Source organism: Dorea sp. AM13-35, assembly GCF_003473885.1.
Classification (GTDB): Bacteria; Bacillota; Clostridia; order Lachnospirales; family Lachnospiraceae; genus Dorea_D; species Dorea_D hominis.
The window spans coordinates 84,598-107,769 of the sequence record NZ_QUCZ01000010.1; the positions used below are offsets into that span (position 1 = coordinate 84,598).

General features: G+C 36.1%; 16 protein-coding genes. All 16 read left to right on the plus strand.

Features of this window, described 5'->3' with window-relative positions; translation table 11 throughout:
• Window positions 1–64: 64 nt before the first annotated feature.
• The 16 genes from DW152_RS11675 to DW152_RS11750 all read left to right on the plus strand — a co-directional run bounded on the left by DW152_RS11675 (window position 65) and on the right by DW152_RS11750 (window position 23,163).
• The gene (locus DW152_RS11675; protein ID WP_242972160.1) at window positions 65–1,576 is read left to right on the plus strand and encodes an RHS repeat-associated core domain-containing protein; all 1,512 of its coding nucleotides are present in this window, start codon (window positions 65–67) and stop codon (window positions 1,574–1,576) included.
• A 66-nt stretch (window positions 1,577–1,642) separates the two neighbouring features.
• Complete coding sequence (locus DW152_RS13360; RefSeq protein WP_007884653.1) at window positions 1,643–2,503, plus strand: contact-dependent growth inhibition system immunity protein; 861 nt, start codon at window positions 1,643–1,645, stop codon at window positions 2,501–2,503.
• A gap of 17 nt (window positions 2,504–2,520) precedes the next feature.
• A complete protein-coding gene (locus tag DW152_RS11685) occupies window positions 2,521–3,147 on the plus strand; it encodes a hypothetical protein (protein ID WP_007884654.1) in 627 nt (208 codons plus the stop codon).
• Window positions 3,148–3,474: 327 nt separating this feature from the next.
• On the plus strand, window positions 3,475–3,909 hold the full coding sequence (locus DW152_RS11690; protein ID WP_007886453.1) for a helix-turn-helix transcriptional regulator: 435 nt from the start codon (window positions 3,475–3,477) through the stop codon (window positions 3,907–3,909).
• A gap of 534 nt (window positions 3,910–4,443) precedes the next feature.
• Window positions 4,444–6,411, plus strand: a complete 1,968-nt coding sequence (locus DW152_RS11695) for an ATP-dependent DNA helicase (RefSeq protein ID WP_101885229.1) — start codon at window positions 4,444–4,446, stop codon at window positions 6,409–6,411.
• 155 nt (window positions 6,412–6,566) lie between these two features.
• Window positions 6,567–7,691 (plus strand): tyrosine-type recombinase/integrase, encoded by a 1,125-nt coding sequence (locus DW152_RS11700; protein ID WP_006426957.1) that lies wholly within the window; start codon window positions 6,567–6,569, stop codon window positions 7,689–7,691.
• Between the two features lie 28 nt (window positions 7,692–7,719).
• Window positions 7,720–9,450: a tyrosine-type recombinase/integrase gene (locus DW152_RS11705; protein WP_007886448.1), complete on the plus strand. Its 1,731-nt coding sequence runs from the start codon at window positions 7,720–7,722 to the stop codon at window positions 9,448–9,450.
• Window positions 9,451–9,571: 121 nt separating this feature from the next.
• Window positions 9,572–10,939 carry a tyrosine-type recombinase/integrase gene (locus DW152_RS11710; RefSeq protein WP_226853055.1) on the plus strand — a complete coding sequence of 456 codons (1,368 nt, stop codon included), beginning with the start codon at window positions 9,572–9,574 and terminating at the stop codon, window positions 10,937–10,939.
• Window positions 10,914–11,297, plus strand: coding sequence for a DUF6262 family protein (locus tag DW152_RS11715; RefSeq protein ID WP_015513361.1), 384 nt, complete (start codon window positions 10,914–10,916; stop codon window positions 11,295–11,297). Before DW152_RS11710 ends, DW152_RS11715 begins: the two co-directional genes overlap by 26 nt.
• A 140-nt stretch (window positions 11,298–11,437) precedes the next feature.
• Window positions 11,438–12,181 (plus strand): hypothetical protein, encoded by a 744-nt coding sequence (locus tag DW152_RS11720; protein ID WP_006426953.1) that lies wholly within the window; start codon window positions 11,438–11,440, stop codon window positions 12,179–12,181.
• 403 nt (window positions 12,182–12,584) lie between these two features.
• Window positions 12,585–13,868: a type I restriction-modification enzyme R subunit C-terminal domain-containing protein gene (locus tag DW152_RS11725; protein WP_243059932.1), complete on the plus strand. Its 1,284-nt coding sequence runs from the start codon at window positions 12,585–12,587 to the stop codon at window positions 13,866–13,868.
• Window position 13,869: 1 nt separating this feature from the next.
• Entirely contained in the window at window positions 13,870–15,987 is a 2,118-nt protein-coding gene (locus DW152_RS11730; protein ID WP_118288690.1) for an N-6 DNA methylase, read from the plus strand.
• Between the two features lie 37 nt (window positions 15,988–16,024).
• Window positions 16,025–17,833, plus strand: a complete 1,809-nt coding sequence (locus DW152_RS11735; protein ID WP_118288691.1) for a P-loop NTPase fold protein — start codon at window positions 16,025–16,027, stop codon at window positions 17,831–17,833.
• Between the two features lie 29 nt (window positions 17,834–17,862).
• A complete protein-coding gene (locus DW152_RS11740) occupies window positions 17,863–19,272 on the plus strand; it encodes a Wadjet anti-phage system protein JetA family protein (RefSeq protein WP_118288692.1) in 1,410 nt (469 codons plus the stop codon).
• 2 nt (window positions 19,273–19,274) lie between these two features.
• Window positions 19,275–19,856, plus strand: a complete 582-nt coding sequence (locus DW152_RS11745; RefSeq protein ID WP_118288693.1) for a DUF4194 domain-containing protein — start codon at window positions 19,275–19,277, stop codon at window positions 19,854–19,856.
• Entirely contained in the window at window positions 19,849–23,163 is a 3,315-nt protein-coding gene (locus DW152_RS11750) for an ATP-binding protein (protein ID WP_118288694.1), read from the plus strand. Before DW152_RS11745 ends, DW152_RS11750 begins: the two co-directional genes overlap by 8 nt.
• Window positions 23,164–23,172: the final 9 nt, after the last annotated feature.

A 23,172-nucleotide genomic window follows, 5' to 3' on the forward strand; every position in this document is an offset into this window, starting at 1 on the left:
AGAACGGGTAAGCGTTGATAAATCGGAAGAAAGCAGTTATTATTTATATGACGGAAGAAACAGCGTGACCGGAATCCTGACCGAAACAGCTAATCTGACGAACAGTTATCAGTATGATTCATACGGTAACCTTACATCAGGAACAGCAGACGGTGTCAATTACTACGGTTACAATGGGGAGTCCACAAATGTAAAAACAGGACTTCAGTATCTGCGGGCAAGATACTATAACGCAGAGAACGGAACCTTTACAACTGAAGATAGTGACCTTGGAACGACAGAAAATCCATTGACCAGAAACCGCTACGATTATACGACCAATAATCCGCTGAATTACAGTGATCCGACAGGACATTCATTGTGGAGCAGGATTAAGAGTACAGCTAAAAAAGCAGCGAAAGCAGTCAAGAGTGTCGGCAAGAAAATCGTTAATACTGCGAAAAAGGTAGTCAAAACAGTAGTAAATACAGCTAAGAAAGCAGCAAAAACTATTGTTAACACAGTGAAGGGGGTAGCAAAAACTGCCAAAAATGCAGCTAAACATGCAAAACAGACATATCAATCTGTGAAAAATCGTGTAACCAGTAGCAGTACATATCAAAAGATCACATCCAGAGGAAGTCAGTTTATTCGTTCTGTAAGCAATGGGGTACAGAAAATTGGAAAAACTTATACATCTTTCAAATCCTATGTTTCAGAAAGAACGGCAGAAATCCGCTCAGAAGTGGTACGACATATGTGTACGACAACAAATCGTATTACAGATAAGCTTGGAAAAGTAGACTGGAATGCGGTGAAAAAAGTAGCCATTGGTATAACTGCGGTTACAGTTTCTGGTCTTGTAGTTGCTGCAACAGGCGGTTTGGCTGCAGGAGCAGTTCTGGCAGCATTGCCAGCAATGGGTGGCTTAGGAACGGCGATGGTTTCAGGAGCAGTTATTGGAGCTATTGGTGGAGCTTCATATAGTGCAGTGAATTCAGGTTTGTCTGGAAATAGTCTGAAACAAGTAGCAAAAGATACGTTAGTCGGTGGTATTGCAGGAGCAGTGACAGGTGGCGTTATGGGTGGCCTTAGTTATGGGGCTGGGAAACTTTTGAATGTAGTAAGGAGTGCAGGAAGTACCCATAATGATGGGATTGATAAATCGTTTAAAAAATTAGTTGCAGAAGTAACCGAAACAAAATTGCCAGAAGGCACTTGGGAAAAACCACCATTAGAGCGAGGAGATATTATTGACAAAGCTATGGGAAATAACTTGGGACACAATTTCCCGACCATAGATAAAGTAGAAAATGGTGTTGTGACTAGTGTTAAAAGCCGAGACTTAGGTGCAAAGACTTATCAAAATGGTAATAAATTGGAAAAGGTAATTGTCAAGGACATTAATAAAGTTTCAGGATTTATAGGAGAAACATTTAATGGTAAATTTGTTAATGCGGAAGAAATAGTGGGTAGACAATTACAAGTAGTTGTTCCAAATGTAACATTAAGCGAAGCTCAGATAAATGCAGTTAATAATGCTACAAAACATGGTATTGATAAAGGTGTTAAACTCATTATTACAGTAGGAAAATAATAGCAAAGTAAATAGCTTAAGGGGAATATTTTATTCCCCTTAAGTAATAGAGAGGAGAAAACGGATATGATTTCTGTATATTATAATCAAAAATATGGTTTCTTAATTGTGCCTAATGCCATTGAAAGGTTTATGGGATGTTATATTTCTATCGAACCTACAATTGAAATTATGGCTGAAGAAACAATAGATAAGATAGGCTGTGCAATTAGAAAAGGAATAAAAATTGCAGAAAGTTCCCCAAAAGTAGACGAATCTCAATTAAACAATTTTTGGAAACAAACAAAATATAAAAGTTTTCCAACATTTTCCAAGAATTATCAAAGAATTGATTTGAAACAAAATGGAGATGAATTAGAAATTAGAAGATGGGAACGGAATAATAGAGGGGGATATTCGCGAAAAACGGAAGAAAAAGATTATATTAATTTTATAGAAATGTCGGATTATGAATTGGGCTTGTTTATAAAAAAAATGTTTGAACCATGTGAAATTAGAATTGATGAAACAGAAAGATTTGAAACATTAGAGGGGAAAATAATTAGTTATTCGATTCCAAATGAGCATTATAAAAATATTGGTGATGGTCATACAGATTCTTATATGACATATAGAAATGAAGATTATGATAAGTTGTATATTTCTTTTTTGATAGGTGATGGAACTGATTGTACAGATGAAGTAAGCATAAAAAATCATTACAAAAAAATATACAAGCAAATGTCGAATATTAAATTTGAAAGTAAATGTAATAAAAAATATGTACATTTTTTAACAGAAAATGGAGAAGTATTGCTGAGTTTTATTGATAATGGTTATGTGGAGTTTTTTATGTGCATTCCATATAATATTGAAAGAAAAGTTCAAAAGGAGTCAATAGAACAGTATTTAAAAATGTTATTTTCGATAAAAATTGAAGATAAATAAAGCGTGAAGGAGAGAATATGCAAAAGAAGAATTGTGTTTTGTGCATAAGTATAGGAATTATAGTATGTATATTGTTATCAGCTTGCTCCAGACAACCAGACTTTGATGCCAAATCCTACGTCCAAAGTTCTCTTGATGCACACTATCATGGAGAATATAAGGACTATGCGAATCTGTTAGAAATCTCGGAAAAAGATGCCAAGAAAGAAATCGAAGAGGATTTTAATGAGAGTATCCAACAGCAATTTGATGATTCCGATAACATTACGGATAAAGGAATTGCTGATTATGCGGAAAAACTGACAGAAGTAAAGAAACTGGCAAAATACAAAGTACAAGATGTGAAAGAAGAGGATGGAGTCTATACAGTAAGTGTACAAGTTGAACCATCCAATGTATTTCAGACATTGCAACAAAGCTCTACAGAGGTAAGCAATGAAAAAATAAAGCAGGGATTGGATGGAAATGATCCGGAAGTCTTTGCAGCTGTATTAACAGAAAGTGTCCAGAAGAGTCTTGAAAAGAACAGATATGGAAAAGCTGTTACTGTAAACGTATCCGTGGAAAAAGATAACTCAGGAAAATATGGTCTTTTGGATACAGAGATGAATAAGTTGGAAGCAGCGATGTTCCCAACAGAATAAGAATGAATGGAAAGCTATCAGAGGAAAAAAACTGGTAGCTTTCTTTTAAACTCCAAGACAAGAAAACTTGTTAAAAAAGCTATTGTAATAGTAGAAAAATTATAATAAATAATGGATGACAAGAGTCTTTTATTCATTATGAGAAAAAGAAGGAATCTCCTATGAACCAACAAGAAATATTCACGTAAGATGGAAAAAAGTGCTGTAATCGAAGAGGTTGCAGCATTTTTTTCTTCGACATTTTTCGAACATTATAACGTACCTATCCGGTCACCGCCATGCTCCGATTTGATTTCTATATCAAAAATCAGATCGGAGGAAAGATAAATGGCTTATAACAAGACAAGTGAAGAACGAAAGTGGAATTATTGGAAAGAACAGGAAGAAAAGAAATTGCGTGAACTGGGAATGGAAGAAGAGAAGATCCAAAAGCTGCGCCAGATGGACAGGGAAGACTTTCTGGAAGAGCGCAGATACCGGGAACATCTGGATGAAACGATGCAGGATATGGATTCCATAAAAGAAAAGGACAGCGAGCTGTTTGCAAGGGATGTAAAGGAGCTTCTGGATCACATAGGTGATAAGCGAATCTATGAACTATTGAAAGAAACGGAGCATCAGACACTGGAAATCCTCTTACTCAGTACATGGGGATATTCTGGAAGAGAAGTTGCTAAGATTATGGGAATGGCAGAACAGACGATTTATACCAAAAGAAACCGTTTGAGAAAAAAATTAAAAAATTTATCAAAAATTGAATAATTATGGCGTTTTTCGTCGGCTATTTAATAGGCAGGTAAATTTTGCCAGTGTACTTTGACAACCTCATACCAGCATTACAGGTACGTTCCCGTAAGTAGAAGCGTGGCAGGAAGACGCGAGGACAGATGAAAAGGGCATGGAAGAAATTAGACCAGAAAGTGAGAGGCAGAGTTCTTTTGTGGCGTTTTCGTTTCGAGCGAATCATCTTTAACTGAAACAGGACCGTGGCGGTCTTTTGCGAGGATCACTTACGAGGGGATAATGATACATAGGAACTGCCAGTGAGCAGAGGATGGACTTTGGGTTGTAATCAGCAAGACTTTTAGAAAATCCGTGAGCGGTGCAATGCCAAGCATCCGCCTGTAATGTTCCCGTAAGGCAATGGGGGAGTCGAGGACAAATACAACGCCAAAAATCAAAAGTATAAGAAATCAAGGAAGAATGTGTCGTTGATATCAGATACATACGGCTGTAGGGAGAAATCCTTTACAGCCGTATTGATGTGATATCAGCACGCATATCAGGTAACAAATTATGTATTACACAAGAGAATATCTCAATAGAGCGCATCGAGAAATTGATACTATTTTCCGAGTGCTGTTCCCGGAACATGGAATGGCAGTAAGGGAAGAACAGATTATGTTATGCCACAAAATGCTGGATAACCTGCTGGGAAGAAACATAGCACTGTGTGACGCGGGTGTCGGTATCGGCAAGACGTATGCCTATCTGGTGGCCTGTGTTCTGATGAGAAAATATTCCCTCCTTGCAGAAGGATGTTCCCCTTATGAGCAGCGTCCGGTCGTGATATCCACTTCCAGCATTGCACTCCAGAAAGCAATTCTTACAGAATATATCCCTTTTCTCTCCCGGATTCTTCAGGAGAACGGGACGATTCAGGCCCCTATTAAAGCTGTGATACGAAAAGGGAAAGAGCATTTTGTCTGCGATGAGAGGTTGGAGCACCGAATCGTTGCAATCGAAGAAAAAAACAAAAATGCGTTGCAGAAAGAAGCTCTGCTGTCGTTGAAAGAACATTATGATATGGACGAAGTGTCCAACTTAAGTGGGTTTGACAGAAGGATGGTGAGTGTACCGAAGTTCTGTTCGGGAGACTGCCCGAAAAGAGGCTCATGCAGGTATCAGCAGTATCTGGAGCGTTCCAGAGATCATGAAATGTTCATTCAGATCTGTAATCACAATTATCTGCTGGCTGATGGTTATCACAGGCTGCAGGATTACCGCCCGTTATTAAAAGACTACCGAGCATTGATTGTCGATGAAGCACATAAGCTGCCGGATGCGGCAAAGCAGATGTTTGGGAAGAGCCTCTGTTATGACGATATCCGAGAAATCTGCTTTTATCTTGGGAATGAGTACCAAGGCCCGGAGATAAGAAAACTGTCCGGGACGATCCGGATGGTGCTGGACATCATAGGAGAAAACCACAGAACCAGATATGGGATAAAAGAAGAATTCCACATGACAGAAGAGTGTGCAATGTATTTATATGAGGGGATACAGACCATGAATAAGATCATAGAAAAATTAGAAAAGAAGATTCCAAAGTGGATCAGAAACAAGCTGGAAGAAACCAAAAGTGTGCTGGAATGCTTTTTCCATCAGGATAAGAAGTATGTGCTGCATCTGAAGCAGGACCATGACCACCGGATTATATTGTGTGCATCCAGCAGACGGATTCCACAGTATCTGGACCAGATGTTATGGAGCAGAGGAATGGGAGCGATTCTGACAAGCGGAACTTTAAAAACCGGACAGGGATTTTCCCACATTCGGAAAATGACAGGATTACAGAGAGTGCGGAGAGCCCGGGAATATGTGGCAGACTCCCCGTTTGAATATCAGAAGAACTGTCTGTTATATCTGCCAAAGAATTTGAAGACATGCAGAAGAGAAAGTCAGGAAGAGGCAGAGATGATAGCAGGCCATATCCATTCACTGATCTGTTCGACTTACGGGCATACGCTAGTGCTGTTTACATCTTATCATTTGATGGGAAACGTTTACCAGATGTTAAGGGATGAAATTCCGTTCCCGATGATAGAGGTGTGGAGACATTCACCGGAAGAGATCACAAGATTTAAACAGATGGACAATGCTGTCCTTTTTGCAGCCGGCTCCTGTTGGGAAGGAGTAGACTTCCCTGGAGATATGGTATCTTCGCTGATTATAGTAAAACTGCCCTTTGCTGTTCCTGATCCCATCAGTGAAGCACAGAAGAAGGAATATGCCAGCCTGAAAGATTATATTCAGGCAGTGATTGTTCCAGACATGCAGAAAAAACTAAGACAGGGATTCGGACGTGCTCTCCGCACCGAGACAGATACTTGTGTCGTGTCCATTTTAGACGAGCGTGCAGGAGAAGGTGGCAGGTATCATGAGGAAGTAATGTGTGCGCTTCCGAGCTGCAAGATGGCAAAAGATATCAAGGATGTCCAGCACTTTATTCGAAACCGGAAAGGCGTGGAATACTACCTGTAACCGTTCGTGGTTCTGCTACAGAAAAAGCAGATTTTGCACGAAAAGTTTGGTGGTATTTCAAGGGCGTTTTCGGTGGGATTGTTGGTATTGATGAATAGCTATTTCGGCATGAAGTGGGTATACTGTGTATAGCGTTAGAGGAAAGGAGGCAGCTTATGATATACAAGGTGGAAACGATAAAAGATGGAACAGAAAAATATTTTTTCATCAGAAATCTGGAAACAATGAGTATTGAAGAACTGCCAAGTAAATATCTAATGCATAAGATTAAATGTAAACGTTCACCAAATACAGTGAAACGCACAGCATTTTCAATCTGCTATTATATGAAATATATGGCAGAGAAAGAAATGGAACTCACAGAAGTCTATCAGTTAGATTATGAAAAACAGACAGAACACTTTGTGGAATTTTTATACTGGCTTAAAGCCGGAAACCATACAGAGCAAACGGCTGGAGAAAAGAAGTGTCCGAATGAAGGAACCTGCAACGCATACTTAAAAGATGTGTTCAGGTTCTATTTATTTATAGAGGCAGAATATGAACAGTACGGAAGTCTCAAAACCTTATCGTATAACCAGATTATAGCGGTTAATCAGGTGGGAGTAAAAAAGGTACTGCGGAATCATTCTTTTAAAGCCTATCTGAAGGAAGAGGAACATCGTGGGAGAACAGCAAAAGAAAATCAGATTATTACAATTTTACAGGCCTGTACGAACCGAAGAGATCAGCTTCTGTTACTTATGTTAGCAGAAACCGGATACAGAATTGGGGAACTACTGGGAGTAAAATATGTCAAAGATATTGATTATAGGAATCACATGATAAGGGTATGCTTCCGGGAAGATAATGAAAATGAAGCGAGAGCCAAAAATGCGGAATACAGAAGTGCCAAGATAAGTAATGATACGTTTGAATTTCTCATGGATTATCTGGCAAAATATCGGAAAATCCTGCAACATCAGGATTACCTGTTTGTGAATATCATGGGTGAGAACATTGGAAAGCCATTAAGAGTGGACAGTGTATATGATATGTTGGACCGAATGGAAAAGAAAACCGGAGTTAAAATCACACCCCACATGTTACGTCACTATTTTGCAAATATGCGAAAGCAGGCAGGATGGGAACTGGAAATGATCAGTCAGGCATTGGGGCATAAACATTTGGATACGACTATAAAGTATCTGGACTGGCTGGATGATGAACTGATAGAAGCAAGTAATGAGTTTTATGCACAACACACTGCTATTTATGGGGCGGAACGTCTGCTGGAGTAGGGAGGTGTGAGAAATACCTATATATTTATTGCAACAGGCAGAACACATAACAGAATCTGAAGTAGATATTGAGAAGAAAAAGCAGGAACTATATTCAGAAATTGATGCACTTGGAATAAAAAGCGATTCAAGAATTAACAAATTGAAAAAGTTCTTGGCAGATAGAAAAATCTGGCATCTGGAAGAAATGGATTATCCTTTGCGAAATTCGTATGAACAATATTTAAGAGGACAGATACGATCACAAATTGTATCTTTCTATTTGAAAATATATGATACGGTAAAACAACAACATATCTATCAACAAATGCAGACGCTAAATGGAAAGCGGATATATGAATGGAAATATCAAAATAAAATTTATTTTCTGAAGTATTATCCGGAAAAGGAAATAGCTGAGACCTTTGAAACTTCTTATAAAACAAACCTATTGGTGTGGGATTTTACACAAAATTGTTCAGAAGTTTTAAAGAAACAAATTTTTTATACGTTGAGTCGTATCATTGCCAATACTTCAATGTCTAAGGCTTATAGAAATGTCAGGTTAAAATCCTTAAAACTTCTTTATGATTCTTGTGTTCAGTTAAATATTACGGATATTGGATTGCTGGAAATGGAACAAGTGGAAACTATTTTAAAGAATTTTCCCGAAACGAGTCAACGAAGTATTTTAGGTGAATGCAGAAGAGATGCGTTTATGCAGCAGGAACAGATCCAATGGGAAGCAAATGTATGGTATCTGGAACGATTACATCTTGGAAAACATCGGATAGACGAAAGTAAATCCTTAATTAGCATTTCTTTTATGGAAGTCAAGGAAATACAGAATCGAGAAATTTTACAGGCATACATGAAATATGAACTGGGAATTACTGGACAGGCAGTCAGCACGATTGTACGAAGATTTGTATGTATTAGAAATTTTATTGAACTGCTGGAACAAGAAAAGATACTGGCGATTCATGCAACTGTCGCAGAAGTAAAAAAGTATGCAGACGGCTTGCGAGAACGGGGAATACAGGCAAAGGGATTTAATGAAAGAATTTTCGGTATCGGTCATTTTTATAAATTCATGGAAGTTAAACAGTATATTACAAGAATGCCATTCCGAATTGAATATTTCCAACAAAAAGAAGTAATAGTACATCATGATCGTAGCGTTGAGGAAACAGTATATATGGAAATTTTGAAAAAATTATATCTTTTTCCAGAGCGATTACGATGTATGTTCCTACATCTGTGGTGTCTAGGATTACGGGCGAGTGAAGTGTGTACATTGAAAGGAAATGCTTATTATCAGCAGGGCGAGGATTATTGGATTCAGGTGTATCAGGTCAAAATGAAGAATTATAAAAGGATTCCAATCCCACAGGCACTTTATCAGATTATGAAAGTATACTTGAAAAAACATGAAATTCAGCCTGAAGAATTCATTTTTAAAAACAGCAGAGGTGGTGCTTGTCTATATGGTACATTCCGAACTCAGATGATAGAAGCGTGCCGGGAAAATAAGATTGCAAATGGAGAATATTTATTTCAATCACACGATTATCGACATACAGTAGCAACTATGTTTTATGACAGTCATGTATCACTGCAAAGTATCAGGGATTATCTTGGACATACTTATGAAGAGATGACAAGACAGTATATTGATTATATGCCGCAAAGGATTGCAAAAGCAAATGATGAGTTCTTTGAAATGCAAGGAAGTAGTTTAGCATCATGGCTAAAGAAAGAGGAAAAAGATGGAAAATGATATTATATACTTCAGCGATTTCCCCAATTTACAAGAAACAGGGACACGTAAGGATAATGGAAAATTTGATTTAACGTTGCTTCCAACGCAAGAATTAAAGGAAGAGTTTCGAGGTTATATTATGTATCGCTGCAAAAACGGAACGTTTAGAGCATTGATTCAGGATCGAACAGCTTATAATCATATTGCAAAGTTTTTGAACAGCAGAATAAATCGGAGAATCAAAAGCCTTGGAGATAGAAATCCAGAAAAATGGATATCACTTTTAAAAGGCTGGATGTTAGAACAGGGAATAACTATTGTAAAAGAAAAGAAGAGTGTGTATGGTACAGTAAGCTATGGCGAAGCAGTGACGATATTATATTTCAGAAACGTACTGAAATTTTTAGGGCCAGAAGATTTACGGGATGAGATAGAAAAAGATGTTTGGGAACTAAAAAATCTGGATATTAAAATCAGATCCAATCCAATTTATAATGTAAAAACACTGGATTTCAGAAAAATATATCAGCCAGATATCAGGGAAGAATGTAAGAAAGCTGTTTATATGAATCTGCAGTATGAAGCAATAGGAACTGTACAGGGAGAATTGACAATAATGAGGATATTCTCAGAATATCTCCAAAAAGAGTATTCCAAAATAAAAAGCTGCAGTGAAATAGACAGAGAAGTGTTGGAAGAATTTTTGATACATCTGTCAACAAAAGATACTTCCCATAGTGCGAATAGTTCTTATGTAATTTCATTAAGACGACAGTTAGAGACAATCGGAAAAATTTACAGCTATGAAAGATTGGAGCATTTATTTATTAATACGGATATTCCACCGGAAGTAAATGCAGAATTTAGAGTGTATTCTGATGATGAAATGAAACGACTGAATGCGGAAATTACACAGATGGATGTACAGATTGCAAGATGTCTTCTGATACATCAGATGCTTGGAACTAGGATATCAGATACCCTTACACTGAGACCAGATTGTCTGACGAGAGAAAATGGCCAAGATATGATTGAAATATATCAAGTTAAAACTAAAAGATATAAAAAACCGATCAGTAAAGAACTTGCAAAACTGTTACAGAGTTCTATTGAATATACACAGGAAAAGTTCGGTGATACAGAATACATATTTGTTAATGAAAAAGAACCTGACCGCCCGATGCAGTATATGGCTATAAAAACAAAAGTCATGTCCATGATACAGGAAAAGCAGTTGAAAGATGATCATGGCGAATTATTCGGGTTTGGAACGCACATGTTCCGGCACTACTATGGCGTCAAACTTACAGAAATGCATCTGGATGACTGGACGATAGCGAGACTATTGGGGCATAAAAGACTGAATAATGTACAGCATTACCGGAAAATGAGCAATCAAAGAATGGCAGACGAAACCAGAGAAGTAAGACAGAGGATGAGTGACATCATATATATGAGTCTGGCAAGATGGGGTGAAGAATATGAGCAAATACGACAAGATGATTGAGGAAAATCAGAGAAAAAGTAAAGAGAAAATTGAACTGGCATTGCAAGCAATACAAGATATGCTGGCAAATAAAGAACGTATCAGCGTTCCAAAGCTGATGAAGAAAACTGGATTGTCGAGAGGATTCTTTTATAAAAATCCAACCGTCCGGGATACATTGAACCAAGCAGTAGAGCAACAGGCCGGAATGATAGATCCAAGAAGAGAAATTCTGAACATGGCGATGGAAAAACAGATTGAACTGTTGAACCAGAAGGTGGCAGCTCTGAGCAGAGAAAATAAGGAACTGAAGAGAAAGAACGAAAAGTTACAGAAGGCATTACGGAAACAGGATTTGAATTTTATTAAGAACTTATAACATTGAAAATAATAAGATGGAAGAGATGTGTGCAGACACATCTTTTCATCGTTGAGGATAAAATATATAGAATGAGAATGGGATTGTTTTATGGTATACTAAAAGTGAAATGCTAACTTTGATATGAGGTATAAAACAATATGACAGAAATACAAATTAAAAATTTAATTAAAGAATATGAAAAAGAATATATTGAGTTTATGGAAATTGAGAAATTACCACAGTATAAGATAGATTTTTTTGAAATTAATGTTGAGGAAAGCGATGCAGCAGGATTCGCTTCAGCCGCCCAAGCTTACTATAATACGAAAACAGATGAACATATATTAAGGATATGCAAAAGTTCGGAAATACCAAGGTATATTGTGTTTCATGAATTTACGCATATTTTAGATACGGAAATGTATGCAAAGCAAGATTCTTGGAAATATATGGCTTTGTCTGGTTATACAGAATATCATGCAGCACAAGTTGAATTGATGATAATGTTAGGAGCAGATAGTATACAAACTCAAGATTTTTCATTTACAGTTGATGTTGAAATAGGTAATAGTACAGTTAGGAATTACCTAAACTCAAGACATCAATTAGTAGTGAATATGATGAATAGAACAGATTTTCCAAGAGATATTGAAGCATTAAAAACAACGGTAGGTGTGCTATATAATTATTTTGGAGTGCGTTCTATATGTAAAATGTATGCGAAAGATTATACTGAAGAAGTGGATAACACAATTATTATTCAGAAACTTTCAAAAGTATTATTTGAAGAGATAAATAGCTTTATGGTTGGATGGTTTAATGAAGCACAAGTAGAGCTGAGCTTTGTGTCATATATGAAAATAATGTGGCCTATGCTTCAAAGCTATTTTGGAAAAGAATGAAAGATAGTAACAGTAAACACAGTTTTGTATACAGTTAAACCCAGTAAAATCAACGCATGAGGGGAACTGGCTACATTTTAATTTCCCACATGGTGGAACGATTGAACAGGGAGCTAAAGTTGTTGAAACAGCGAAAAGAACTGGAAAATCAGAAACACATGCAGCTCCAATTACAGTTGAATATGGTTCATCAGAACTTGATAGGTCTGTAGTTAATAAAAATCAGATTAGAGAAGTATTACTCGCTTATAAAAAGGCTATTTATGAAGATTTATATCCAGAGCGTGACAAGAAGTGGGAATTCATACCTAAAACTCTTATATTTGCGAAGGATGATAACCACGCAGCTGAAATTGTAGAGATTGCAGAGGATGTATTTAAGACGGAATTTGAGAACAATACCTTGCCTAAGAATTATGTTCAGAAAATCACATATACAGCAGGGGATTCAGATGCATTGATAACGGATTTAAGAACTACAAAGGATTTCCGAATTGCAGTTACCGTTACATTGGTTGCAACCGGTACAGATGTTAAGCCTTTGGAAGTGGTTCTCTTTATGAAGGATGTTCATTCTGATGTTCTTTATACACAGATGAAGGGTAGAGGATGCCGTATTATCAGCGATGATAAGTTAAAGGAAGTTACTCCAAATGCAGATACGAAGGAATGCTATTACATAGTGGATGCAGTAGGAGTAACGGAGTCTGAAAAGCATATTCCAAAGCCGGGAGTAGGACCTGGACCAAAGAGACCCTTATCATTGGAACACTTATTAGAAAGACTTGCACACAACGAAGTAAGCGATGATAACCTTATGCTTCTTAGGGATTATTGTTCAACTATTAACAGACGTTATGAAGAAAGCGTTCTCTTTGGAAGACACCTTGATTACTTTATTACAAGTTATGGTTTCGCACCAAGAAAGCTTGCAAATGATATTAATACTGCATTTGCAGAGGGAACATTGGTTGAGTATATTAGTCCATCCCATGACAATACTGCAAGAATGGCACTTATCTATTGTTTGATTGGAAATCTTCAGGCGAGAAATAAGTTACTTGAAATGCAGCGTGGTTATATGGTGAAATCTGGTGATGATGACAAGGTACTTTATGCTGGTTTCTCAAAGGAATCTGCAAAGACATATATCGAGAATTTTGAAAAATACCTTGATGATAATAAAGATAGTATTGAAGCTCTACGTATTATTTATAATTCAGAGGATACGCTTATCACACATGAAATGCTTATGGAATTGCAGGATAGGTTGTTAGCTGAAAGCAGACAGTATGGAGCATATCAGATATGGAAGAACTATAAGCTTCTGGATGAACAAGGAGATGTAGAAGCACTTGATGGCAAGGCTAATGTAAATGCACTTACAAATCTTATTCAGATAGTGCGTTATGCGTATAAGAAAAATCAGAAACTCACAAGTCTTATCAATGGATATGCACAGAGATTCAGCTTGTATTGTGGTCGCGCGCAGCGTGTACTTACAGAAGACCAGAAGGATATTATGCAGCAAATTGCAGAATACATCATTAATGATGGTGCAATTACTGTTATGGAACTTAATGAAACTGATACAGAATTATGGAAGAGAGCAGTTAAGAGTTTTGGTGGTGCTACATTGGCTAGTGAGATTCAGACGCTTTCAAAATTTATATTAAAGGTGGCATAGTATGGCAAATCAAAAAAGCGAAGCAGCATTAATTAAAAAGGTTGGAGATATAGCAAATGTTATGGCGGCAGCAGGTGTTGGATTCACAGACTATATCACACAGCTTACATATATTTTATTCCTGAAAATGGATAACGAAAAAGAAGAATTAGGACTTGGAAGTTCAATCCCGGAAGGCTACAAATGGAAAGATTTGTGTGACTTAAGTGGTACAGACCTTGTTGACAAATATGAGGAAATTCTTGATGAACTTTCAAAGGACGAAGGTCTTATTGGAACTATCTTCACAAGAGCAAGTAATAAGATTGATAGACCGGTTATGCTTGCAAAGGTTATCGAAATGGTGGCTGGTGAAGACTGGTACATGATGGAAGGCGACTTAAAGGGTGCAATCTATGAATCTATTTTAGAGAAAAATGGACAGGATAAGAAGAGCGGTGCTGGACAGTATTTTACACCAAGAGCACTTATTCAAGCGATTGTCGAAGTGGTAGATCCAAAAATTGATGAGACAGTAGCAGATCCTGCTTGTGGAACTGGTGGTTTCCTTCTTGCTGCATATGACCATATGAAAGGTCAGAGCAAGGATATGGAAAAACAGAAGTTCCTAAAGAATCATGCTTTATTCGGTGCGGATAATACAGCATTAGTTGTAACACTTGCATCTATGAATCTGTATCTTCATGACATCGGTGTAAATAAGAGCCCTATCGCATATCAGGATTCGCTTATCGATACATCAGATAAGATGTACCAGGTTATTCTGGCTAATCCACCATTTGGAACAAGACCACAGGGTAGTGTTGAGGTGTCAACAAATCGTCCGGATTTTGTGAAAACACCAGATAATCAGGTTAATTTTTTGCAACATATCATGTCGATAGTAAAAACAGGTGGACGAGTGGGAGTGGTTCTGCCGGATAGTGTTTTAGCAGATGGAAATGCAACTGAAAAAGTAAGAGAAAAGCTTCTTAAAGATTTTAATTTACATACTATTCTTAGATTGCCAACAGGAATTTTTTATGCAAATGGTGTAAAAACTAATGTGTTATTTTTTGAGAAAGGTGAGCCCACAAAAGATATTTGGGTATATGACTATAGAACAGGAGTTAAACATACATTAGTGACAAAACCTATGACTAGGGCTCATTTGCAAGATTTCGTGGATTCTTATTGCTCTGGACATGAAAATGATAGAGTTGCTTCATACGATGAGGTTACAAATCCAAATGGAAGGTGGAGATGCTTTTCAGAAAAAGAAATAAAAGCTGCGAGCAATCTTGATTTTAAGTGGATAAATCTTGAAGAAAAAGATGAAAGGAATATAACTGAAGTGCTAGAAGATATCCAAGAAGAATCAGAGGGGATAGTAGAAGCTGTATCGGTAATCAGAAAGGCTTTGATAAACAATCAATTTAGTGAAAATGTGTATTCGGTTTCAATAAAACAATTACAAGAAAAACTTATATCAGATTGTGAATTGTTTAGAAACAAAATAATTGATGAAGGAATTCAAGGTAAATTAACATCACAGTTACCAGAAGATGGAATTGCAGAAGAATTAGTTGGGGATGAAAAAATAACGGATAAAGAAAAAACTTTATCCATTCCTAAAAATTGGAGATGGATTAGATTAGGATGGGCTATGGAAATCGAGCGGGGAGGGTCGCCAAGACCAATAAAGGCATTTTTAACTGATGCAGAAGACGGCATAAACTGGATTAAAATAGGTGATGTTGCTAAGGATGGAAAATATATAGTACAAACAAAGGAAAAAATCAAACCTGAAGGGGAAAGAAAAAGCAGAAAAGTATATCCAGGAGATTTTTTGTTAACTAATTCTATGAGTTTTGGTAGACCATATATATCACAAATTGAAGGTTGCATACACGATGGTTGGTTACTACTCAGGAATACAAAAGAAGTTTTTGATTTAGATTACTTATATTGGTTATTATCATCAAAATATGCATTTGACCAGTTTTCACAAAAAGCGTCTGGTGCTACTGTAGACAATCTTAATAAAGATAAGGTTGCGTCAGCTGTGATTCCGTTGCCACCAATTGCCGAACAAAAACGTATAGCTGCTCGCATCGAAGAATTATTGCAATTAATTTAGTTTTTGCTTTAGGAAGTTATAAAGGTAAGGTGGGAATATGACAATTAATGGGTTAAATAATTATATATTACACTATTTATTAAAAGATAAGACTGGGACCGCCATTATGCTTACTGGTGAATGGGGATCTGGGAAGACCTACTATATTGAAAATAAATTGGTTCCTTTTTTGAAGGAGCATAATGCAACTTCTGTTGTAGTGTCACTATATGGGCTAGATGATATTTCCATGATTAGTAAAAGTATATACATGGAGTTAAGAATGCATACTTTAGGTGGAAAACATTCGGAAACGGTGACTACAGGAAAAGTGATTGCAAAAAATGTAATAAAAAATATCACAGGTCTAGCTGGTATTAACTTGGGATTATCTGACGATGATTTAAGTGAATTGTATGAATCGGTTAATCTAAAAGATAAATTGCTCATTCTAGAGGATGTTGAAAGAAGTAATATCAATATCACCAATTTACTTGGTTATGTGAATGGTTTAGTAGAAAGAGACGGAGTAAAGGTTTTACTAGTTGCTAATGAAAATGAAATTCTGAGAAAAAATGATAATAAATTCAATTTTGACTTTGCCAAAGTTCATGAAAAAAAGGATGAAAAGAAACAGGAAATCAAAGTTCCAGAAGAGGTGAAAAAGTATCTTCGAATAAAAGAGAAAACAATAAGCGATACAATTCAGTTTAATAGTGATTATGAACAGGCAGTAATTCAAATAATTAGAGAATTTGATAATTGCAAGCTTAATAACATTTTTGAACGAAACGAGGAGGAGTATAGGAATTTATCCGGAATTGTTTGTAATATTTGCAAGAAAAATCTGCGGACTTTTATATTTGCGATACAGAAGACAACAGATATTATAGATAAAATGAACGCAAATGAATACGAGGACGATTTTTATGAATGTCTATTAAAGGGAGTGATTTGTCTATCTGCAAATATAAAAGCTGATGAGTTCCCTAAATGGGAGGGTAACGATTACCTTTCAACAAAGCTAGGCTCTAATGATATGCCATTGATGCGTTTTGCATATGACTATACGAGATGGCAGACATTTGATGCTCAATTAGTCGAAAAGACATATGAAGCATATAAAGATTTTCGCTTCTTTGAAAGGCATGCTGAATATAAAGACCCAGATTTAAGAATATTAGGTAATTATGCGGAAGAGACAGAAGAACATGTATATTCCGCGTTAGTTAATATTGAGAAAAAACTGCATACAGCCGATGCAATAGGAATTCATGCTTATTGTAAATTAGCATATTATATGATTTATCTTGGTTCAGTCGTGGGATTTGATTACAAAAAGTCCTGTGAATTAATGATAAAAAATGCAAAGGGTGTTGGAACGAGGACTAATACAGATGCAGAAATCTATTTTTCACATACATATAGCATAGAAGAGCCTGCGCTTAAACAAGAATACGAAGAATTTATTGGCAAGCTATCAGATGCACTTTCTTTTGACACCAAACAAAAGGAATTTGATTATAATCCTCAAGACATTGAAGAATTATATAATGATGTATGTAGAAATACAGACAAATACACTATAGGGCATCGTTTTTTGAGTAAGTATGAACCGGATAAAATTATAGAGATGTTGGCAAAATCTTCTTCTGAACAATTAGGTGATTTTAGAGGTATATTATTTGCGGTATATCGATATGCAGTAAAAAGTGAGTTTGATGAGAAAGATATCGAAGCGATGAAACAGTTACTTGGACTTGTTGAAGAAAAATGTAATGAAGAAAATGATTGGGATAAAATTCAAATGATGCAGATTAATTGGTTAAAATCCAATTTGAATCAGTTTATACAGCAAATGTCATAATTGTTGGAAGGAATGAAAGGAGTGAGAACATGAACATTTTTGATGAAGTGGACGAGAATTTATTTCGCCCATTAACAGGAATAAATAAAAGAAAATATGTTGATATTCTTACTCTCATTTGGGATAAGTGTAAACGCATGCCAATGTATGCCATAGAGAAAAGTACAACCTTTGATATGGTTGAGGACTATTTCTATGGACTTGATGAACAGGTGGAACTTGATTTAGAAGAACAAGCAGAAACAGATGGTAATATTGCAGATACACGTGTAATCGCAGGTGGATTTATTAGAAGGCTTAAGGAGACAGGTTGGCTCACTGAAAAGGAAGGCGAGTACGAAGAGGAATCCAAGTTGGCCATTAACTATAAGGTGGTGCCACTACTTAAATCATTTCAAGAGATTATTAGTCCGACAATCATTACATATAAGGGTAAATTGTTTAAGATTTATTCCATGTTTGAACATATTTCTGAACAGGGAAGTCCTTATGAAGGCGTATTAAAGGAAGCTTCGGAGGATTTTGATAATTTAAATCAGGCACTTAGAATCCTTTCTGCATCTATTGAGGATCATATTAATAATCTTACACAAGGTAAAAAGCCAGAAGAAGTATTAGAGTTTTTTGAAAAGTATGAGGAAAAGATTGTAGTAGGTTCCTATCATAGGTTTAAGACAAACGATAATCTTTTCTATTACAGAACCAGCCTGTATGAGAGTCTTGATAAATGTGAAGGCGCTTTGATGGATGCACTTGTAACTGATTATATGGATGCAGAGCGAGTAGATAAAGCGGAGGCTACTGTAAAAATAAAAGAATTGATTACCAAGGTTCGCATGGATATTGAAGAGATGGAAGCTATCATGAGAACCATTGACGATAGGCACATTATATATAGAACCAGAGCAGTACAAAGAGCGCAATTCTTATTATTATCTGATGGAAGCGTTAAAAGCAAAATTAATAATATGCTTCAGTATTATGCTAGTCAGATAAAAACAAAAGAAGATTTGTACGAGGATGATGAAACCGTCTGTCAAAATGTATTTCAGATATTTGGACAAAATTTCTTTGATAGTGCATCGCTTGCAACACCGGTGAAAAAGAGATGTTCATCACCGATTGAACTTATGTCTGTTATAGATGAACTTGATATGGAATTAGTAGAAGAGAAAAATCGTAAGATGATGGATTATATAAGAAATGCGTTAACGTCGGAAAATGTGAATTCTTTTGCGAAAGATATTTTACAAGGAAAGACAGCAATTTCTATTAGTAGTGTATTTAAGGATAATCCGGAAATATTAACAAAAGTCATTGGCTTGTATACATATTCACAAACACCAGAGCGAGAATATGAAATCAGGCTAAAGGACACATTTGTAGAGTGTAATGGCGTTCGATTTAAAGAATTTATTGTTGAAGAAAGGAAGGGTTAAAGATGGCTATTGATATCAAAGAAGAAATCGCTAATTATTTGTTGAATAACTGCTTCCTAATCGGAAATGTGGATTCGACCAGAGAAAAATATTATTACGTTATTAACCATGAGGAAAGTTTTAGGCAATTATTTCAGCCAATTGGTTATACATTGGTTATTCATAGAAATCTGCGAGTGGTTCAGCTTATTAATAATCATGGGACAGGTAGATTGGCGATTAAGAAATATGAAAGCATTATGCTCCTTATATTTAGACTTTTGTATGTGGAAAAAAGGGAAAGTCCGTCTACAAGTGAAGATAAAGTAGTTGTAACTGTTGAAGAAATAAAAAATGAATACGAGAAATTAAATCTTCCAAGAAAATTTGACAAAGTGTTATTGGAAGACTCACTTAGAAATATTAAAAGATATAATCTTGTGCAGCCCTTAGATAAATTGCTTGATATGGATGCAAAAATACAGATATATGCATCTGTAATGCTTGCTATGCCAGACACAACTATTTCTACAGCATATGAGCAGACGAGCAAGTTGTTAGCGCAATATGTAAATTCAGATGAGGAGGAAGAAAACGATGATTAGAATGACCAGACTCCATCTGATAAACTGGCATAATTTCCAGGATGATATTATTGACTTTAAGAATATAACTTATTTATTGGGTGTAAATGCTGTGGGCAAGACAACGATTATGGATGCTATAAGATATTGTCTTACAACTAATAAGGATTTTAATACAGCCGGTAATAAAAAGAGCGGCAGAACATTATTGGGATCTGTTCATCAGAAGCAGAGAGCAGAGGATAGTTATCTGCGTCCAGGGCATACAGTTTCATATATTGGAATTGAGTTTTTAGATGAAAATATAAATAAAAATTTTGTAATTACAGTTCGTGTGGAATCTGAAACGCCAAAGCAGGATTTAAAAGGTGTATACCAGGACTGGTATATTACAAAACCAGGATATTCACTTGAGGATATTCCATTTTTTACACAGGTGAAAGGTGGAAGAAAACCCACATCAAGGGATGCTTTTAAACTTGAAAATAAGGGAATGGATAGGGCTTCGAATCAGGCTGATGCTAGAAGAAGAATCTGTCGTATGCTGGGTATTGGAGAAGCAGATTCACCAATTGGTAAAAAGTTCAATGAAGTATTTCATATGGGTACTAGCCTTGAGGATATAAAAGACATTCGTGAATTCATCTATACATACATTTTGCCGGAACCCGAGGTGAATATAGATTTCTTGCAGAAAGACATGCGTGAACTTGAAAGACTGCAGGAGATTTTGCAGGAAGCACAGGATAGAGAAGTGCTGCTTGCAGAGATTAATGAAAGAATTATAGAGGCAAAAGCACGCTTATTTAAAGTTAAAGTTAATGAGATACTTGTTGCATATGCTAATTATCAAGGAAATGTTGAAGAACAACAGGAGAAGAAGCGTCTTATATCGGAATGGACTGCTAGTATCGATATCTTAACAGATAAATTGGTTGAATTGTCTGAAAAGGAAAGAAAAGCATCAGATTTATTATATGAGGCAAGAAGAGCTGCTGAGGATAATACTGAAAATAAAGAGATGCTTTCTCTAGAGCAAGAGAACAAAGAAAATGAAAAAGAATACGAGAGATTAAAAAACGAAGCGGCTATATTTACAGAGATTTCAGAAAAACTGTTATCCCTTAAAAAGAAATTAAACCGCATTGGTTTTTCTTGTGTCTTAAATCTAGGCGATGAAACTTTGGAAAAAAATGTTGACGAGCGTATTTTAGAAATTAAAAAAGCTGCGGGAATACTAGCCGACCTAGAAGAGATAATAAAAAATCATGATGCAAAGATAAGAACGGAAATAACAACTCTATCGAATAAGGCTAAATTACTTGAGGATAAAATTAAGAGTCTGGAAGCTGGTGTAATGTGCTATCCAGAAGAGGCAACCTTTGTTAGAAATAAGATTAATGAGGAATTAGGGGAGCAGAGTAAGAAAGCGGATGCCAAACTTTTGTGTGAGCTGCTCTATATGACAGATGATAGCTGGCAGGACGCTGTTGAAAGTTATCTTAATACTCAGAGATTTAATATTATTGTCGCACCAGATAATTATCTTGTTGCAAAGAAGGTTTTTATTTCTTTGGGAGATAAAGTAAAAGGTATTGGACTTATTGACACAAGAAAAATTGGAGACATTCATTATTGTGAAGATGGAGTAAGCTTTCTTGGAGATAAGGTTGAGTCCGAAAATATTTATGCAAAACGTTATGCAAGATTTGTTATGCGAGATGTAGTGTGTTGTGAAACGCCAGATTCTCTTGAACAACATCAGAAAAGTGTTACAAAAGACCGCTTGCGTTTTCAGAATTTCTGTTTACAGAGAATGGGAAAGAAAGAACATTTTATCGGCGTTGATGCTATAGAAAAACAATTGATTAGCGCCAGAAAAGAACTTGTTAGCATTCAAAAACAACTAAATGAGATGGATGATGAGAAAAAATCTTTTGATGAAATGTATGGTGAATATAATAAATTCACTGCAGGAAATAATTTTGCTTTTTTAGAAAAATATATAGATTCGGGACGTCAAGCAAAAGCGATAGGTATAAGAATTGATGAGATAAATACACAGATTTTGGAATTTAAGAAGAATCCAATTTTACTTGCTATGTATGATCGCGTGAGTGAATGTGAGAAGAGTGTTGTCGAGATACAAGGTGAAATTACGGATATTAAAGCTAAAAAGCAAAATCTTGAAACTGGAGTAAAGGAGGCGGAGCAGGAGATTGCTAAGCTTGAAACTACTATTGATGAGCTGAAAATGGCATATGAAAATATTGTAAGAGAATATCCTGAACATGCAAGTGATGTTGAAAAGAAGTATCAGGATGAGAGAAGAACTAAAAAGGCATCATCCATAGCATATAATTTTGGCAACCGTGCGACTCAGGATACTATTGCATTCGATAATTACTTGAACCAGCAATTGATACCGTTGCAGCAAAAATATACAGCAACATATACTTGTGATTACCCTGAAGGTATTGATGGAGCTAGTAGATATCAGCAGGAATATCTGTCTTTACAAAATATTGAATTGGAACGTCACAAAGAAGAATTAGCTCAGGCACAGGTACGTTGTAAGGATAGATTTCGTAAGGAAGTGTTGTTTAGAATGAAGGATGATATTCTTCGCGCTAGACAGCAATTTAAGCAGATTAATCGTGTTATGGAAAATCTAGAATATGGTGAAGAGTGCTATCGATTTGGAATTGATAAGAGTAAAGATAAAGAACTTGGGATTTTCTATGACATTATTATGGATAAAGATAATCAGCAGATAGACCAAGATAATGAGATTATGGCATTTTTAGCAGAGGCTAATAAATCAGAGATTTTTGAAAGTCAGATTGAAGATTTTATGAGCAGAATCATGATGGATGTTGAAGAACATGCAAAAGAGAATCTGACAGGCACACGTTCTGGAGCAAAGAGCATGGGTATGTATGTTGATTACAGAACATATCTGGATTATGACATTATTGTTAAAAATTCTGTTACAGACATTGAAGTACCTCTTTCTAAAGTAAGTGGTGAAGGAAGTGGTGGTGAGAACCAAGCACCGTTTTATGTTGCCATATGTGCTTCACTTTTGCAGATATATGAACAGAACCCAGATGGCTGTATGAGACTTATCTTGCTTGATGAAGCCTTTAATAATATGACAAGTGATCGAATTGAACCAATGATGAATATGTTTAAGAAATTAAATCTTCAATTGGTACTCATAGCAACTGCTGAGAAAGCAACATCTATTTTGCCATACTGTGATATTACATACTCGATTGTAAAATCAGGTAATCGAAATGCTATACGGTCATTCGAGAAGATATAAAGATGATTG